Genomic DNA, 16,095 nt, shown 5'->3' with positions numbered 1-16,095 from the left:
CCTGCCGCCCTTTGAGCTGTGGTGGTGGCCGATATTGCGAAGAGTAGTCAGGAATCTAATCAAAGCGCGTTGGAGCGCTCAGCAGCAAGGAGCACTATGTATCTGAACCGATTGGGCATACGAGCCCGCATTACGCTGGGGTTGGCACTCATTTTGGCTTTGGCGGTTCTGAGTGCCGCCAATGCGCTGTACCGCAACCTGTCCGTCAAATTTGAGTCAGGGGAAGTCGCCACTTCGTGGATTCCGGCGATTGAGAATCTGGGCAATATGAAGGGCTTTGTGGCCGACCACTACCTGCTGGTCAGCGACCGGATCGGGGGGCGTGACCTGGAAGACGCCACTGCCTTTGCCAAGCGCATGCAGGCAGTAACCACCTCCCTGAGCAAAGCCACCGAGGTGTATGCCGCTACTTTGCTGACCTATGAGGCAGGTGACCCGCAGGCGGATGCTGAAAAAGCCTTGTTTGCCGACTACCAAGCCAAGCGCGACGCCTATTTTCAGATTGTCAGCGTGGGGCTGGGGGTGATCGACAGCGCACAAGGCGCAGAGGAAATGCTGACCATGGCCCGTCAGGACTTCGCAGCGAAGGCGCCCCAGGCCTTTCGCCAGACCTACGACGCGATGGAAAAAATCCTCAAGTTCAACCTCGACGGCACGGCCAGTGCGGCACTCAAAGTCAAAGACACGGTCACTGCGGCCGAGCAGGCTACCTTGGGGGCTTTGCTGATCATTGTGGTGGTGGGCTTGGGCTTGATCTGGCTGATACCGACCAGCGTGATTCAGCCGGTACAGCAGGCGGTGCAGCTGGCCGAGCGGATTGCGGGCGGCGATTTGAGTCAACCGGTCACGGTCAAGGGCACGGACGAACTCGGGCGCCTCTTGGGCAGCTTGGAGCAAATGCAAGCCAAGTTGGCCGACGTGGTGTCCAACGTGCGCCAAGGCTCCGAAGCCGTGGCCACCGCCAGCTCTGAGATCGCCCAAGGCAACCACGACCTCAGCGCCCGCACCGAAAGCCAGGCCAGCGCCTTGGAGCAAACCGCAGCCAGCATGGAAGAACTCGGCTCCACCGTCAAACAAAACGCCGACTCCGCCCGCCAGGCCAACCAACTCGCCATGAACGCCTCTACCGTCGCGATTCAAGGTGGAGAAGTCGTCGGCCAAGTGGTCGAGACCATGAAAGGCATCAACGAAGCCAGCCGCAAAATTGCAGACATCATCAGCGTGATTGACGGCATCGCCTTCCAAACCAACATCCTGGCCCTGAACGCAGCCGTAGAAGCCGCCAGAGCCGGAGAACAAGGCCGTGGCTTTGCCGTCGTAGCTTCTGAAGTGCGCTCACTGGCTGGACGCAGTGCAGAGGCCGCCAAAGAAATCAAAACCCTGATCAACGCCAGCGTAGAGCGAGTCGAGCAAGGCAGCAACCTGGTCGACAAAGCTGGAGAGACCATGACCGAAGTGGTCAGCAGCATCCGCAGAGTGACCGACATCATGGGCGAAATCAGCGCAGCCAGCTCGGAGCAAAGCGCAGGCGTCAACCAAGTAGGCGAAGCCGTCACCCAGATGGACCAAGCCACGCAACAAAACGCTGCGCTGGTAGAAGAAATGGCAGCCGCTGCAAGCAGCTTGAAGAGTCAGGCCAACGACCTGGTGCAGGTGGTGGCAACCTTCAAGTTATGAGTCAAATAGGTCTCTAGCCCTCATGGAATATGCGCGAGTAGCTATTTAATCAATAGCAAAAAAAACGGGGCCTCACGGCCCCGTTGTCATGTCAGTACGCGCAACTTTGCTGTCTACACGCCGCGCGCACGGTCGGTGTGGAACTGCTGCACAAAGGCGCCGAAGCGACCGGCGTCCAGCGCATCGCGAATTTCTTGCATCAGGTTCAGGTAGTAGTGCAGGTTGTGCACGCTGGCCAGCATGGGGCCGAGCATCTCGCCGCAGCGGTCCAGGTGGTGCAGGTAGGCGCGGCTGAAGCCTTCGCGTCCGCCGTCTGCCCAAGCCACACCGCCCGTGCCGGCGCAGGCGTAGCAGGTGCAGGTCACGTCCAGCGGCTGCTTGTCGCTCTTGTGGCGCGCGTTGCGAATCTTCAGGTCGCCGTAGCGGCTGAACAGGGTGCCGTTGCGCGCATTGCGGGTGGGCATCACGCAGTCAAACATGTCGATGCCGTTTTGCACGCCCGCAATCAGGTCTTCCGGTGTGCCCACGCCCATCAGGTAATGCGGCTTGTGCTTGGGCAGCTTGGGGCCGATGTGCTTCAAGACGCGCAACATGTCTTCTTTGGGCTCACCCACCGAGAGGCCGCCCACGGCAATGCCGGGGAAGTCCAGCGCTTCAAGACCGGCCAGCGACTCGTCGCGCAGGTGCTCGAACATGCCGCCCTGCACGATGCCGAACAGCGCGTTGGGGTTGTTCAGGCGGGCGAACTCGTCCTGGCAGCGCTTGGCCCAGCGCAGGGAGAGTTCCATGGAGCTGCGCGCCTCGCGCTCGGTGGTGATCTGGCCCTTGGTTTTGGGCTCCACCGACAAATAGGGCGTGCACTCGTCGAACTGCATCACGATGTCGGAGTTCAGCGTGGTCTGAATCTGCATGCTGATCTCAGGCGTGAGGAACAGCTTGTCGCCGTTCACAGGGCTGGCGAACTTCACGCCTTCCTCGCTGATCTTGCGCATCTCGCCCAGCGACCAGACCTGAAAGCCGCCCGAGTCGGTGAGGATGGGTTTGTCCCATTTCTCAAACTGGTGCAAGCCGCCGAATTTTTCCACCACGTCGAGGCCCGGGCGCATCCACAGGTGGAAGGTGTTACCCAGAATGATTTGGGCGTTCATGTCGTGCAGGCTTTGCGGCGTGACGCCTTTGACCGTGCCATAGGTGCCCACGGGCATGAAGATGGGCGTTTCGACCACACCGTGGTTCAGGGTCAGGCGGCCGCGGCGCGCATGGCTGCCGAGGTTGGCGCCTTCGGTGCCCCCGGCTGGGGCTGGGGTGGCGGGGTCGTCTTTAAGAAGTTCAAATTTCAGCATGGTGGTGCTCGTGTCAGAAGTCGTGAATCAGGCGCTGCGGGTCAGCAGCATCGCATCGCCATAGCTGAAGAAGCGGTAGCCGCGCGCAATCGCCTCGCGGTACAGGCCCATGATGTGGTCGTAACCGGTAAAGGCGCTGACCAGCATCATCAGGCTGCTTTTGGGCAGGTGGAAGTTGGTGACCAGCACATCGACCAGCTTAAAGTCAAAGCCGGGCGTGATGAAGATGTTGGTGTCGCCACTGGCAACTCCTGTTTTGGCCCAGCTCTCCAGCGTGCGCACGCTGGTGGTGCCCACCGCCACAATGCGCCCGCCGCGCGCCTTGCAGGCGGCAATGGCTTCCTGGGTTTCGGGGGGCACGTTGTACCACTCGCTGTGCATCTGGTGCTCGGCGATGTTTTCGGTCTTGACCGGCTGGAAAGTGCCTGCGCCCACGTGCAGCGTTACGTGCGCGCGGTGCACGCCCATGGCGTCCAGTTGCGCAAAAACGCCTTCGTCAAAGTGCAAGGCGGCAGTCGGTGCGGCCACGGCACCGGGGTTTTTGGCAAACACCGTCTGGTAGCGCTGCACGTCTTCGGGCGAGTCGCTGTGGGTGATGTAGGGGGGCAGGGGCACGTGGCCGTGGCGCTCCATCAGGGTGTAGGGGTCGTCGCCTTGGTCGTTGCTGAGCACAAAGCGGTAGATCGGGCCATCCACATTCGGCCAGCGGCCCAGCAGGGTGGCGCACAGGCCGTCCTCAAAGCCGGGGGCACACGTCAGCTTGATGGTGGCGCCCACCTCGGGCTTTTTGCTGACCCGCATGTGGGCCGCGACCTGGTTGCCGCCCAGCACCCGCTCGATCAGCAGCTCCACCTTGCCGCCCGTGGCTTTTTCGCCGAAGAGGCGGGCGTTGATGACCTTGGTGTCGTTGAACACCACCAAATCGCCTGCGCGCAAGAGGCCGGGCAGGTCTTTAAAGATGCGGTCCACCGGGGTGGCGCCGGTGCCGTCCAGCAAGCGGGAGGCACTGCGCTCGGCGGTGGGGTGTTGGGCAATCAGGGATTCAGGGAGTTCGAAGTCGAAGTCGCTGAGGGTGAAGACGCGTGCCGCGTCGGAGGAGGGTAAAGACATGGTGCTTGAGGGCCGGACAGGCCCGTTCCAAGTAAAAAAGAGGCTGAATTATCTCAGCCTCTGTGTTGCGGGGGCTGCGCTGGCCTATTCGATCTTGGCGCCCGACGCTTGCACAATGCCCTTCCACTTGGCGTAGTCAGTCTTCAGCAGGTTGCCGAATTGCTCCGTTTTCATGGCTTGGGGTTCTGCGCCCTGGGCGTGAATGGCGTCTTTGAACTCGGGCTTGGCCAGCAGCTCATTGACCCGGCTGTTGACCAGCGCCACCACAGGGGCGGGGGTGCCGGCGGGCATGAACAGGCCGTACCAGGTGCTCACATCAAAGTCTTTAAAGCCGGACTCGGCCACGGTGGGCACATCCGGCAGCGACGTGCTGCGCACCGCAGAGGTCACCGCCAGCGCGCGCAACTTGCCGGCCTTGATCTGGGCAATCGCCGAGGGCACGGACGAGACCAACAGGTCCACATTACCGGCCAGCGCGTCCATCAGCGCCGGGTTGGAGCCCTTGTAGGGGATATGGCGGATGTCGATCCTGGCGGCCTTTTCAAACAGGTTGCCGGCCAGGTGAATCGTGGTGCCGTTGCCCGGCGAGCCGTAGGTAATGGTGTCGGGCGCTGCTTTGGCCGCGGCCACCACATCGGCCAGGGTCTTGAACTTGGAGTTGGCGGCGGTGGCAATTACCACCGGCGTGTAGGCCACGTGGGCCACGGGTACCAGGTCCTTGGTGGGGTCCCAGGGCAGGTTGCCGTAGAGCCAGGGGGCGACCACTAGGTTGTCCTTCTGGCCCATCACCATGTCGTAGCCGGTCGGCGCGGCCTTGATGGCCTCGGCAATGCCGATGGTTCCACCGGCACCCGCCTTGTTGTCGGGCACCACGGTCCACTGGAAGGTCTCGGTCAGTTTGTTGGCCACCAGGCGGGACAGGATGTCGGTGCCACCCCCGGGTGGGAAGGGAATCACCAGCCGGATGGGCTTGGCAGGGTAGGTGGCGCTTTGGGCGTGTGCCGGAGCGCCCGCCAGGGCACCCAGCAGGGTGGCCGCAATGGTCAGCGGTGCGATCAGTTTTTTCATGGTCTCTCCTCGGGTGATGGGCCGGTGTCGGCCGGAAAATTCTTCAGTGTAGTGCGGCACAATGCGCCCATGCCCGAAGCCAAGCCCAAAACCGAGTCGCAAAAAGCCCTCGAAAAACTGGGTCTGCGCCGTGACATCGACCTGGCCTTGCACCTGCCTTTGCGCTACGAAGACGAGACCCGCATCGTCAAGCTGCGGGATGTGCGCGACAGCTACCCCGTGCAAATAGAAGCCACCGTGACCCACCAGGAGGTGAGCTACCGGCCGCGCCGGCAACTAGTGGTGACGGTGGATGACGGCTCCGACACCTGCACGCTGCGGTTTTTCAGCTTCTACGGCTCCCAGCAAAAAGCCCTGGCCGTGGGCAATACGGTGCGGGTGCGTGGCGAGGTCAAGGGCGGATTTTTGGGCCGCACCATGTTGCACCCGAGCTTTAAGGCTGCCGGCGGCGACCTGCCCACGGCGCTCACGCCGGTGTACCCCACGGTGGCGGGGCTGCCGCAAGCGTATTTGCGCAAGGCCGTGCTGTCCGGCCTGGCCCGGGCGGATTTGAGTGACACCTTTGCGCCGGGTGACTTGGACGTGATTCGGCATGAAAACGGCCGCCAGCCCTTGTGGACACTGCGCGACGCGCTACAGTTTTTGCACCACCCGACGCCGGATGTCTCGATCGACGCGCTCATGGACCACAGCCACCCGGCGTGGCAGCGCCTGAAGGCCGAGGAGCTGCTGGCCCAGCAGCTCAGCCAGCTGCAAAGCCGGCGCGAGCGGGCCGCTCTGCGGGCGCCCCAGCTCAAAGCCGTGGAGGGCGGTACCCTGCATGCCCGCTTGCTGGCAGCGCTGCCCTTCGGCCTGACCGGCGCTCAGCACCGCGTGGGGGAAGAAATTGCCCACGACATGGCGCGCCGTATTCCCATGCACCGCCTGCTGCAAGGCGATGTGGGCGCGGGCAAGACCGTGGTGGCGGCGTTGGCCGCCGCTACCTGTATGGACGCCGGCTGGCAATGCGCCCTGATGGCACCTACCGAGATACTGGCCGAGCAGCACTTTCGCAAGCTGCTGGGCTGGCTGGAGCCCCTGGGCATTACCACCGCGTGGCTCACCGGCACCCAAAAAGCCAAAGAGCGCCGCGCCATGCTGGCCTTGATTGAGAGCGGCGAAGCCCAGCTGGTGGTGGGCACCCACGCCATCATCCAGGACAAGGTGAAGTTTAAGAACCTGGCACTCGCCATCATCGACGAGCAGCACCGCTTCGGCGTGGCGCAACGCCTGGCTTTGCGCAAAAAAATGACAGTCACCGAGGGGGAGTTGGATGCAAGCCAGGGGCACCACGGAACCGGCTCCGCCGGGCCGCAGGGTGCCGCCCCCTTGAGGGGGGAGGCGGCTACACGCAGTGAGCAAGCAACGGGGGGGGAACCCCATTTACTCATGATGACAGCGACGCCGATTCCGCGCACGCTGGCCATGAGCTACTACGCCGACCTCGATGTGTCTACCTTGGACGAACTGCCGCCGGGGCGCACCCCCATCGTCACCAAGGTGGTGAACGAGGCCCGGCGCGACGAGGTGATAGAACGCATCCGCGCGCAGATCAGCCAAGGGCGGCAGGTCTACTGGGTGTGCCCGCTGATTGAAGAGAGTGAAGCGCTCGATCTGAGCAACGCCACCCAGACCCACGCCGACCTGGCCGAAGCGCTGCAAGGTGCTACGCGCGCGGACGGCCAGCCGGTGCTGATCGGGCTGCTGCACTCGCGCATGCATGTCGACGACAAGAAGGCCGTCATGGGCGCCTTTACCGCCGGGCTGATGTCGGTGCTGGTGAGCACCACGGTGATTGAGGTGGGGGTGGACGTGCCCAACGCCTCGCTCATGGTGATTGAACACGCCGAGCGGTTTGGTCTCAGCCAGCTGCACCAATTGCGCGGGCGGGTGGGGCGCGGAGCGGCCGCCTCGGCCTGTGTGCTCTTGTACTCCACCGGCGACGCGCCGCGCCTGGGCGAGGCGGCCCGTGAGCGGCTCAGGGCCATGGCGGAAACCAACGACGGGTTCGAGATCGCCCGGCGCGACCTGGAGATTCGCGGGCCCGGAGAGTTCTTGGGCGCCCGGCAGAGCGGCGAGGCCATGCTGCGCTTTGCCGACCTGGCCGTCGACGTGGAACTCCTGGAGTGGGCCAAGGCCGAAGCCCCCATGCTGCTCGACACCTACCCGCACCTGGCCGCCAAGCATGTGGCCCGCTGGTTGGGCGGCAAGGCGGAGTACCTGAAGGCGTAGTGGGGGCCCGTTAGACTGCGCCCGTTAACATCGCACTATGAGTGGACAAATGGACTGGATCTGGTGGAGCCTGGGCGCGATTTTCGTGTTGTCGATCGGCGCCTATTTATTTGCGGAGCTGCAGGCGTTCTGGATGCGCACGTCGGTGACCAAAATCCCCGGAGGCCAACGCTTTGAGGCCCACAGTTTCAGTGTGGACATGCTGCGCCGCGCCGGCAAAGTGCGGGTCAAAGCCCGCAACGCCCGCTACAGCCAACAGGCCCGCGAGGGCCAGAGCGCCATGGAGAAAAGCGGGGCGCTGGATGTGACCTTTGACGCCCTGGGCTTGCGCATTGAACTCGCCCGCATGGTGCGCACCCTGAACAACCCCAAGCCCGGCCAGGATGCGACCCAGCCCACCGGCTGGCACAGCCTGGCATTTCTGGCCACCGAGGAGCAAGCGGAGCTGCACCTTGATCACCTGCCGACCAAGGTGGCTGACCAGTTCATCGGTTTTGCCCAACAGATTCAGTTGTGGATCGAACGCCTGGAGCACCAGCGACAGGCCCGCCTGGAGGCCGAAGAAGCGGCCAAGCGCGAGGCCGAGGAAGCGGCGGCAGCCAAGGCTGCGCTCAAAGCCAAAGGCAAGGCTGCTGCCATGTCGCCCGAAGAGCAGATTGCCCAGTGGCGCAGGGTGGCCGGCTTCACCGGCAGCAGTAGCGAAGTCGGTCTGGACGGCAAGGGCGGTATCGAGTGGTTCATTGACCTCGACCCTGCGGGGCGCATTACCCTGCACTCGGGGCGCCAGACGGCGCACACCACCCTGGCGGGCGCCACGATCACGTCTTTGGGCGGAGAGCTCGAACTCACGGTGATGGACGCCGAGGGGCAGCCCGATCCGCACTCGTTCCGGGTGTTGAAAAACATGCCGCCGGACGTTCGCCGCGCCTGGAAAGAGCGCATGGAAATTCTTCGCGACAGTCTCAAAAAATCCCTGCCCGCCACGACCTGAGGGTGGTGGGTAGCGCGTCTTAGCCTATGTTTCAAACGATGTTTCGCCGCTGGCAGGCGCTGGCGGGCAATACCCGTGGTGTGGTCTTGGTGGTGCTGGCCATGTTGTGCTGGGCGGTGCTGGACGCTTGCAACAAGCAACTCATGTCCCAAGGGCTGCAGCCCAAGCAGGTGCTGTTTTTGCAGGCCTCTGTGGTGCTGTGCATGTTGGTGCCGGTGTGGCTGGGCACCCGGGGCCGGGTGGTGCGCAGCCGCAAGCCTTTGATTCATGTGCTGCGCGCGGTGTTTATCGTCACGTCGGCATGGTGTGCGGCTTACGCCGTGTCGCACCTGCCCCTGGCGGAGGTGAGTGCGTTTTTGATGACCGGCTCGCTCTTCATGTTGCCGCTGGGAGTGTTTTTTCTGGGAGAAAAGCCGCACTGGCTGCGCTGGTCCGGGGTGGTGGTCGGCTTTGGCGGGGTGCTGGTCATTCTGAAGCCGGGGGCCGAGGCGTTTCATCCGGCTGCCTTGGTGGCCTTGCTGGGGGCGCTGATGGAGTCGATGCTGGGCATCGTGTTGAAAAAATACTCCGGCTCCGAGCACCCGATTGCGGTCCTGACCTGGAGCCAGGTGGCCTGTTGGCTCACGTTTGGCGCCTTTACCGGCTTTGCCTTGCCGGTCGTGCCGCAGAATTTGTGGCCGCTGCTGCCGGTCGTCGGCCTGGCCGCCGCAGGCATTTACCTGGGCTATTTCTTTGCCTACCGGGCCGGGGACGCCTCTGCCGTGGAGGCGGGTAGCTTCTCGCTGTTGCTGTTCAGCCCCGCGCTGGGCGCTGTGTTTTTTGCAGAGACGCCCGACACCGCGTTCTGGGGCGGTGCGGGGCTGCTGGTGTGCGGCATTGCGCTGGTCATCATTGAGCCCAAGGGGCATGCCCATTGAGCGCCCGGATTGATTCTGACTATCGGGCGTGGCATCATGGTTGACGATAAGGAGGCGACGGTATGACGCTGACAGAACTGAAATACATCTTGGCGGTGGCCCGCGAGCGCCACTTCGGCAAGGCGGCCGACGCCTGCTTTGTCTCGCAGCCCACGCTGTCGGTGGCAGTAAAAAAGCTGGAGGAAGAGCTCGATTGCAAGCTCTTTGAACGCAGTGCCAACGAAGTGACGGTGACCCCGCTGGGCGAAGAAATTGTGCGGCAGGCCCAGAGCGTGCTGGAGCAGGCGGCCAACATCAAAGACATCGCCAAGCGCGGCAAAGACCCTTTGGCCGGGCCCATCAAACTGGGGGTGATCTACACCATTGCGCCCTATTTGCTGCCCGCATTGGTGCGGCAAGTCATCACGCATAGCCCCCAGATGCCGCTGGTGTTGCAAGAGAACTTCACGGTCAAGTTGCTGGAAATGCTGCGCACCGGTGAAATTGACTGCGCCATCCTGGCGGAGCCCTTTCCGGATACTGGCCTCGCGCTGGCCCCCTTGTATGACGAGCCGTTTTACGCCGCGGTACCCGCCGGGCACGCGCTGGCGAAGCAAAGCTCGGTCACGGCCGAACAGCTCAAGAGCGAAACCATGCTGTTGCTCGGCAATGGCCATTGTTTTCGCGACCACGTGCTGGAGGTCTGCCCCGAGTTCGCCCGCTTCTCCAGCGATGCCGAGGGCATCCGCAAGAGTTTCGAGGGCTCCTCGTTGGAGACTATCAAGCACATGGTCGCGGCCGGCATGGGCATGACGCTGGTGCCGCGCCTGAGCGTACCCAAAGAAGCGCTGGCACCGCAGAAGCGCGGTGCAGAGCCCGGTTTTGTGAAATACCTGCCCGTGCAGGACGCTAAACCCGATGGCAGCCCCCTGCCTCCGCCCACACGCCGGGTGGTGCTCGCCTGGCGCCGCAGCTTTACCCGCTACGAGGCCATCGCTGCGCTGCGCAACGCGATTTACAGCTGCGAGCTCCCGGGTGTGACCCGCTTATCGTAAATTTGGATAAAAACAGTAGCTAGTCCCCGTGAATAGTGCGCGGATAGCTATGAATTTAATAGTAATACTGTGCGTAACAAACTCGCTCTCTACCTGGACTTGATCCGCTGGAACCGGCCGGCCGGCTGGTTGCTTTTGCTGTGGCCCACGCTGTCGGCCTTGTGGTTGGCCCAGGGCGGCTTTCCGGGCTGGCACCTGGTGGTGGTGTTCACGCTGGGCACCATCCTGATGCGCAGCGCCGGCTGCTGCGTGAATGATGTGGCAGACCGGGAGTTCGACAAGCACGTCAAGCGCACCGCGCAACGCCCGGTGACCAGCGGGCGCATCACGAGTCGCGAGGCGCTGGGGCTGGGCGCGGTGTTGGCGGCAGCAGCCTTCGGGCTGGTGTTGACGACCAACGCGGTCACGATTGCCTGGTCCTTTGCCGCGCTGGCAGTCGCCCTGGTGTACCCCTACGCCAAGCGCTATGTGTCGATGCCGCAGGCGGTGCTGGGGGTGGCGTTTAGCTTTGGAATTCCCATGGCCTATGCCGCCGTGCGTGCAGACATTCCCTGGCAGGCGTGGGCCTTGTTGGTCGGCAATTTGTTTTGGGTGCTGGCCTACGACACGGAATACGCCATGGTCGACCGGGACGATGATTTGCGCATCGGCATGAAAACATCCGCTATCACCTTGGGGCGCTGGGACGTGCCGGCGGTGCTCGCGTTTTATGTGGCCTATCTGGCCATCTGGTCGTGGCTGGTGTTGCCGGAGCTGGCGTCCGCTTGGGGCTGGGCCTTAGGGGTGGCCGGGGCGGCAGTGCAGGTGGTGTGGCACGGCACCCTGATACGCGACCGTTCACGGGAAGGCTGCTTCAAAGCCTTCCGGCTCAACCACTGGGTGGGCTTCTCGGTGTTTGTGGGCGTGGTGCTGAGCGTAGGCTTATAAAAAAAGCCAGTCATGTCTGACTGGCCTCCGGTGGTAGCGGGTTGAGCTTACTTGGCGCTCAAGCAGCTGCTCATGAATTTCTTGCGGTCGTCGCCTTTGAGGTCTTTGGTCTTCGCGTCGGCGTTGCAAGTCTTCATTTTGTTTTGCTGCGCTGTTTTGCCGTCTTCTGCCATGGCGGGTTTGGCGCTCAAGCAGTCTTTCATGAAGGCCTTGCGTTCATCGCCCTTGAGGTCTTTGGTTTTGGCATCGGCATTGCAGGTCTTCATCTTGCCTTGTTGGGCGGTGGGTGCCTTTTCGTCTGCAGCGTGTGCGCCGCCCACTGCCAGAGCCAAACCCAAAGCCATGAGAGAAATCAGTTGCTTCATTTGTAGTCCTGTGAAAAAAAGTTGGCAGCGACCTGCCGTTGCAAAGACCCCGTTGAGGGTGGCTCAGGATACAACGGGCGGAAGACAGTCCACGATGACAAAGTCACAGAAACAACAGATTTCGGTGCCCCGTAAAATCGGGCCATGCTTACTGTCAAACACGAACTTCTGCAGGCGCTGGCCGCCTGCCTGGAAAAACTCTCCCCCGGCGCGGGCCCCAAGGCTGCGTTTGAGTCGCCCAAGGTCGCGGCCCATGGCGACTTCGCCACTACCGCAGCCATGCAACTGGCCAAACCCCTCAAAATGAACCCCCGCCAGCTGGCGGAAACCCTGCGCACCGAGATGCTGGCGACCCCGGTGTACCAGCAGTGGGTGCAGGACGTGGAAATTGCCGGCCCAGGCTTCATCAACATCCGCCTCAAGCCCGCTGCCAAGCAAGAAATTGTGCGGGAAGTGCTCGGTCAAGCTGCACGGTTCGGCTACCAGCCCGAGAGCGGTAAGCCGGTGCTGGTGGAGTTTGTGTCTGCCAACCCCACCGGTCCGCTGCATGTGGGCCATGGCCGCCAGGCCGCGCTGGGCGACGCCATTTGCAACCTGTTTGCCACCCAAGGCTACAAAGTACACCGCGAGTTCTATTACAACGACGCGGGTGTGCAGATTGAAACCCTGGCAAAAAGCACCCAGTTGCGCGCCAAAGGCTTTAAGCCCGGTGACAGCTGCTGGCCCACCGACCCGGACAACCCGGAGAGCAAGGCTTTTTATAACGGCGACTACATTGCCGACATTGCCGAAGCGTTCAAGACGAAGGCCTCGGTCAAGGCCGATGACCGCGAATTTACCGCCAATGGCGACATAGAAGACTACGACAACATCCGCCAGTTCGCCGTGGCCTACCTGCGCAATGAGCAGGATAAGGACCTGCAAGCCTTTAACCTGCACTTTGACCAGTACTACCTGGAGTCGAGCCTGTACACCAGCGGGCGTGTGGAGAAAACGGTCAACACCTTGGTCGCCAACGGCAAAACCTACGAGCAAGACGGCGCGCTGTGGCTCAAGAGCACCGACTACGGTGACGACAAAGACCGCGTCATGCGCAAGAAGGACGGCACTTTCACCTACTTTGTGCCCGATGTGGCCTACCACATCGCCAAGTGGGAGCGCGGCTTCAGCAAGGTGGTCAACATCCAGGGCACCGACCACCACGGCACTATTGCCCGCGTGCGCGCCGGTTTGCAGGCCGCCGACGTGGGCATTCCCCAGGGCTACCCCGACTACGTGTTGCACACGATGGTGCGCGTGGTCAAGGGTGGCGAAGAGGTCAAGATCAGCAAGCGCGCGGGCAGCTATGTGACCCTGCGGGACTTGATCGAGTGGACCAGCAAAGACGCCGTGCGCTTTTTCCTGCTGAGCCGCAAGCCCGACACCGAATACACCTTCGATGTGGATTTGGCGGTGGCCAAAAACAACGACAACCCGGTCTACTACGTGCAGTACGCACACGCCCGCATTTGCTCGGTGTTGGCCAGCTGGGGTGGCGATGCGGCCGCACTCAAGAGTGTGGACCTGTCCGCGCTGGAAAGCCCGCAAGCCCAGGCCCTGATGCTGCTGTTGGCCAAGTTCCCTGAAATGTTGACCGCTGCCGCTGAAGGCGAGGCGCCGCACGATGTGACTTTCTACTTGCGCGAACTGGCTGCCAGCTACCACAGCTACTACGATGCCGAGCGCATTCTGGTGGATGACGAGGCAGTCAAGCTCGCCCGTCTGGCGCTGGTCGCCGCGACGGCGCAGGTGCTGCACAATGGCCTCGCAGTACTGGGCGTGAGTGCGCCCCAGAAGATGTAATTTCTCTCACAGAAAGCATGGAATGAAGAACGAGCGTGGCGGAACCCTGGTCGGGTTCATCGTAGGCGTGGTGGTGGGCTTGGCAGCCGCTTTGGCAGTGGCGGTTTACGTCACCAAAGTGCCCGTGCCTTTTATGAACAAAAGCCAGAGTCGCAGCGCCGACCAGGACGCCGCGGAGAGTCAGAAAAATAAAAACTGGGACCCGAACGCCCCCATGTACGGCAAGAACCCCGCACCCGCCGTTCCTACGGCAACCGTGCCGGGTGCCGCGGCATCCGGTGCCAAGGCCAACGGCAAAGTGACGGATGCCAAAGCAGAGGTCAAGGCCGATGCAGCCCCGGCAAAACCAGATGCTAAGCCCGACGCCAAAGCGGACGCCAAGGCCCCCGCCAAAGCGGATGCCAAGCCTGACGCGAAAGCAGATCCCAAGGCAGATCCCAAGGATTCGGCCGATCCTCTCGGTGATTTGGCCAAAGCCAGAGCGGCCGCGTCGGACAGCGATGTCTTCACCTTCTGGGTGCAGGTGGGCTCGTTCCGCAGTGCCGAAGATGCGGAGAGCCAGCGTGCCAAGCTTTCTTTGAGCGGTATCGAAACCAAAATCTCCGAGCGTGAGCTCTCCGGCAAACAGGTTTTCCGGGTGCGGGTCGGTCCGTTTGAGAAGAAGGAAGACGCCGACAAAGCCAAAGACAAGCTCGACAAAGCCGGTCTCGAAACAGCACTGGTGCGCGTACAGCGCTAACCATTGCCGGAACTTTCAGTGCAGCGCGAGCTCACACTGCACCTCTACGGAAACATCATCACTATGAAACGTCGCGCATTCACCCACGTTGCTACCGGTGCTGCTATTGCAGCCACTTCCACATGGTCCGGCTTGGTTCACGCGCAAGTCAAAAAGCCGCAGGCCGGCACGGACTACCAGGTTCTGGACCCACGCGCCCCCACCGAAGCCGCTGCCGGCAAGATTGAGGTCGTTGAGTTCTTTTGGTACAACTGCCCGCACTGCAACGCCTTCGAGCCTGCGCTTCAGGCATGGGTTAAAAATCTGCCCAAAGAGGTGTCATTCCGCCGGGCTCCCATTGCGTTCCAGGAAAGCTTTGTTCCACAGCAGCGCCTGTACTACACGCTGGAAGCCATGGGCCTGGTCGAAAAGCTGCATGCCAAGGTCTTTGCTGCGATTCACGTCGAGAAGCAAAACCTGGCCCGCCCCGAAGCCATTCTGGAGTGGGTGGCTCAGCAAGGGGTAGACAAAGCGAAGTTCGCCGCCCAGTACAACTCGTTTACGGTTGCCACGAAAGCAAGCAAGGCCCTGCAATTGCAAAATGCCTACAAAGTGGAAGGCGTACCCGCACTGGGCGTGGCCGGGCGCTTCTACACTGATGGCTCGATGGCCGGCAACATGCAGCGCGCTCTGCAAGTGGTAGATGCGCTGGTGGCTGACCAGCGCGCCGGACGCGGCTGATCGCCACCGGCAGCAAGGGCTACTGTTGCACTTGCTGCCCACGCTGCCTGGGGCAGGGCTAGAATGAATTTCCTTATCTTTGCGTCAAGGGGTTCGTTCTATGTCGAGTCAGAAATTCCGTCTGGTTACCCGTAGCGATTTCGATGGGCTGGTGTGCGCCGTCCTGCTCAATGAGCTGGACATGATTGACGACATCAAGTTCGTGCACCCCAAAGACATGCAAGACGGGAAGGTGGAGGTATCCGACCGCGATATCACCACCAATCTGCCCTATGTCCCGGGCGTCCATCTGGCCTTTGATCACCACGAATCCGAGACGATCCGCAATACCGGCGAGCGGCCCAATCACATCATCCTGCCGCACGCAGACTCGGCAGCCCGCGTGGTTTATGACCACTACGGCGGCGCCAGCCGTTTCCCCGCGCGCTTTTTTGACATGATGGAAGCCGTGGACAAAGGCGACTCCGCCCGGTTCAGCCACGACGAAATCATGAACCCCACGGGCTGGGTGCTCCTGAATTACCTGATGGACTCGCGCACAGGCCTGGGGCGTTTCCGCGAATTCCGGGTCAGCAACTACCAGCTGATGATGGACTTGATCCAGTACTGCCGCAACCACGGCATTGACGAAATATTGCAACTGCCCGATGTGGTGGAGCGCGTGGAACTGTATTTTGAGCATGCCGCCAAGGCCAGGGAGCAGTTGCTGCGATGTTCCACCGTGCACGGCAATTTGTTGGTGCTGGACTTGCGCGATGAGGAGGTCATCTACGCGGTCAACCGGTTCATGGTGTACGCCCTCTTCCCGCAGACCAATATCTCCATCCACGTGCTGTGGGGGTTGCAGAAGCAGAACACCGTGTTTGCGACCGGAAAGTCCATCACAAATCGCAGTTCCAACACCCATATCGGCGAGCTTATGCTGGGCTACGGCGGTGGCGGTCACGCCAATGCGGGCACCTGCCAGGTGGACAACGCCCAAGCGCCGGAGGTGCTGCAGGCCTTGATTCACAAAATTAACGCCGACGGCTGAGCGCAGAGGGCAGGAGCTACACCGCGCTCGGTACAATGGGCCGAGCGCTTGTCGAGCA

14 protein-coding genes are annotated in these 16,095 nt (G+C 62.1%); 10 read left to right on the top strand and 4 right to left on the bottom strand.

Annotated features, from left to right (window positions below):
* Positions 1 to 96: 96 nt before the first annotated feature.
* Positions 97 to 1,677: a methyl-accepting chemotaxis protein gene (locus tag QZW03_RS15700; RefSeq protein ID WP_296510960.1), complete on the top strand. Its 1,581-nt coding sequence runs from the start codon at positions 97 to 99 to the stop codon at positions 1,675 to 1,677.
* Between the two features lie 113 nt (positions 1,678 to 1,790).
* Here the strand turns inward: QZW03_RS15700 and tgt are convergent, their stop codons facing one another.
* The 3 genes from tgt to QZW03_RS15685 all read right to left on the bottom strand — a co-directional run bounded on the left by tgt (position 1,791) and on the right by QZW03_RS15685 (position 5,198).
* Positions 1,791 to 3,020 carry a tRNA guanosine(34) transglycosylase Tgt gene (gene tgt / locus QZW03_RS15695; RefSeq protein WP_296510959.1) on the bottom strand — a complete coding sequence of 410 codons (1,230 nt, stop codon included), beginning with the start codon at positions 3,018 to 3,020 and terminating at the stop codon, positions 1,791 to 1,793.
* A 27-nt stretch (positions 3,021 to 3,047) separates the two neighbouring features.
* Entirely contained in the window at positions 3,048 to 4,130 is a 1,083-nt protein-coding gene (gene queA, locus QZW03_RS15690) for a tRNA preQ1(34) S-adenosylmethionine ribosyltransferase-isomerase QueA (RefSeq protein ID WP_296510958.1), read from the bottom strand.
* An 84-nt stretch (positions 4,131 to 4,214) separates the two neighbouring features.
* Positions 4,215 to 5,198 carry a tripartite tricarboxylate transporter substrate binding protein gene (locus QZW03_RS15685; RefSeq protein WP_296510957.1) on the bottom strand — a complete coding sequence of 328 codons (984 nt, stop codon included), beginning with the start codon at positions 5,196 to 5,198 and terminating at the stop codon, positions 4,215 to 4,217.
* A gap of 69 nt (positions 5,199 to 5,267) precedes the next feature.
* Here QZW03_RS15685 and recG point away from each other — a divergent pair, with 69 nt between their 5' ends.
* From recG to ubiA, 5 genes are all read left to right on the top strand, one after another.
* Positions 5,268 to 7,469: an ATP-dependent DNA helicase RecG gene (recG, locus tag QZW03_RS15680; protein WP_296510956.1), complete on the top strand. Its 2,202-nt coding sequence runs from the start codon at positions 5,268 to 5,270 to the stop codon at positions 7,467 to 7,469.
* A gap of 37 nt (positions 7,470 to 7,506) precedes the next feature.
* On the top strand, positions 7,507 to 8,460 hold the full coding sequence (locus QZW03_RS15675; protein WP_296510955.1) for a hypothetical protein: 954 nt from the start codon (positions 7,507 to 7,509) through the stop codon (positions 8,458 to 8,460).
* A 26-nt stretch (positions 8,461 to 8,486) separates the two neighbouring features.
* On the top strand, positions 8,487 to 9,377 hold the full coding sequence (locus tag QZW03_RS15670) for a DMT family transporter (protein WP_296510954.1): 891 nt from the start codon (positions 8,487 to 8,489) through the stop codon (positions 9,375 to 9,377).
* A 62-nt stretch (positions 9,378 to 9,439) separates the two neighbouring features.
* Positions 9,440 to 10,411 (top strand): hydrogen peroxide-inducible genes activator, encoded by a 972-nt coding sequence (locus QZW03_RS15665; RefSeq protein ID WP_296510953.1) that lies wholly within the window; start codon positions 9,440 to 9,442, stop codon positions 10,409 to 10,411.
* Between the two features lie 69 nt (positions 10,412 to 10,480).
* Entirely contained in the window at positions 10,481 to 11,338 is an 858-nt protein-coding gene (ubiA, locus tag QZW03_RS15660) for a 4-hydroxybenzoate octaprenyltransferase (protein ID WP_296510952.1), read from the top strand.
* Positions 11,339 to 11,385: 47 nt separating this feature from the next.
* Here ubiA and QZW03_RS15655 read toward each other — a convergent pair whose 3' ends face one another.
* The gene (locus tag QZW03_RS15655) at positions 11,386 to 11,703 is read right to left on the bottom strand and encodes a PsiF family protein (RefSeq protein WP_296510951.1); all 318 of its coding nucleotides are present in this window, start codon (positions 11,701 to 11,703) and stop codon (positions 11,386 to 11,388) included.
* A 144-nt stretch (positions 11,704 to 11,847) separates the two neighbouring features.
* On the opposite strand from QZW03_RS15655, the gene argS reads away from it, so the two are divergent.
* The 4 genes from argS (at position 11,848) to QZW03_RS15635 (ending at position 16,037) form a co-directional block, all read left to right on the top strand.
* Positions 11,848 to 13,545, top strand: coding sequence for an arginine--tRNA ligase (gene argS, locus QZW03_RS15650; protein ID WP_296510950.1), 1,698 nt, complete (start codon positions 11,848 to 11,850; stop codon positions 13,543 to 13,545).
* Between the two features lie 22 nt (positions 13,546 to 13,567).
* Positions 13,568 to 14,284, top strand: a complete 717-nt coding sequence (locus tag QZW03_RS15645; protein WP_296510949.1) for an SPOR domain-containing protein — start codon at positions 13,568 to 13,570, stop codon at positions 14,282 to 14,284.
* 63 nt (positions 14,285 to 14,347) lie between these two features.
* Positions 14,348 to 15,004, top strand: coding sequence for a thiol:disulfide interchange protein DsbA/DsbL (locus QZW03_RS15640; RefSeq protein ID WP_296510948.1), 657 nt, complete (start codon positions 14,348 to 14,350; stop codon positions 15,002 to 15,004).
* Positions 15,005 to 15,104: 100 nt separating this feature from the next.
* Positions 15,105 to 16,037 carry an exopolyphosphatase gene (locus QZW03_RS15635; protein WP_296510947.1) on the top strand — a complete coding sequence of 311 codons (933 nt, stop codon included), beginning with the start codon at positions 15,105 to 15,107 and terminating at the stop codon, positions 16,035 to 16,037.
* Positions 16,038 to 16,095 lie beyond the last annotated feature (58 nt).

Origin of the sequence: Rhodoferax sp., from assembly GCF_013297935.1 — a bacterium.
In the GTDB taxonomy this organism is placed as follows: domain Bacteria; phylum Pseudomonadota; class Gammaproteobacteria; order Burkholderiales; family Burkholderiaceae_C; genus Allorhodoferax.
This window is presented reverse-complemented; position numbering and strand designations above follow the sequence as displayed.

Bases quoted from the DNA above. Each gene is read 5' to 3' on its own strand.
- QZW03_RS15655 (WP_296510951.1), bottom strand. From the start codon at position 11,703: ATGAAGCAACTGATTTCTCTCATGGCTTTGGGTTTGGCTCTGGCAGTG.
- QZW03_RS15640 (WP_296510948.1), top strand. From the start codon at position 14,348: ATGAAACGTCGCGCATTCACCCACGTTGCTACCGGTGCTGCTATTGCA.
- QZW03_RS15645 (WP_296510949.1), top strand. From the start codon at position 13,568: ATGAAGAACGAGCGTGGCGGAACCCTGGTCGGGTTCATCGTAGGCGTG.
- queA (WP_296510958.1), bottom strand. From the start codon at position 4,130: ATGTCTTTACCCTCCTCCGACGCGGCACGCGTCTTCACCCTCAGCGAC.
- QZW03_RS15675 (WP_296510955.1), top strand. From the start codon at position 7,507: ATGAGTGGACAAATGGACTGGATCTGGTGGAGCCTGGGCGCGATTTTC.
- recG (WP_296510956.1), top strand. From the start codon at position 5,268: ATGCCCGAAGCCAAGCCCAAAACCGAGTCGCAAAAAGCCCTCGAAAAA.
- QZW03_RS15685 (WP_296510957.1), bottom strand. From the start codon at position 5,198: ATGAAAAAACTGATCGCACCGCTGACCATTGCGGCCACCCTGCTGGGT.
- argS (WP_296510950.1), top strand. From the start codon at position 11,848: ATGCTTACTGTCAAACACGAACTTCTGCAGGCGCTGGCCGCCTGCCTG.
- QZW03_RS15700 (WP_296510960.1), top strand. From the start codon at position 97: ATGTATCTGAACCGATTGGGCATACGAGCCCGCATTACGCTGGGGTTG.
- QZW03_RS15665 (WP_296510953.1), top strand. From the start codon at position 9,440: ATGACGCTGACAGAACTGAAATACATCTTGGCGGTGGCCCGCGAGCGC.
- tgt (WP_296510959.1), bottom strand. From the start codon at position 3,020: ATGCTGAAATTTGAACTTCTTAAAGACGACCCCGCCACCCCAGCCCCA.
- QZW03_RS15635 (WP_296510947.1), top strand. From the start codon at position 15,105: ATGTCGAGTCAGAAATTCCGTCTGGTTACCCGTAGCGATTTCGATGGG.
- QZW03_RS15670 (WP_296510954.1), top strand. From the start codon at position 8,487: ATGTTTCAAACGATGTTTCGCCGCTGGCAGGCGCTGGCGGGCAATACC.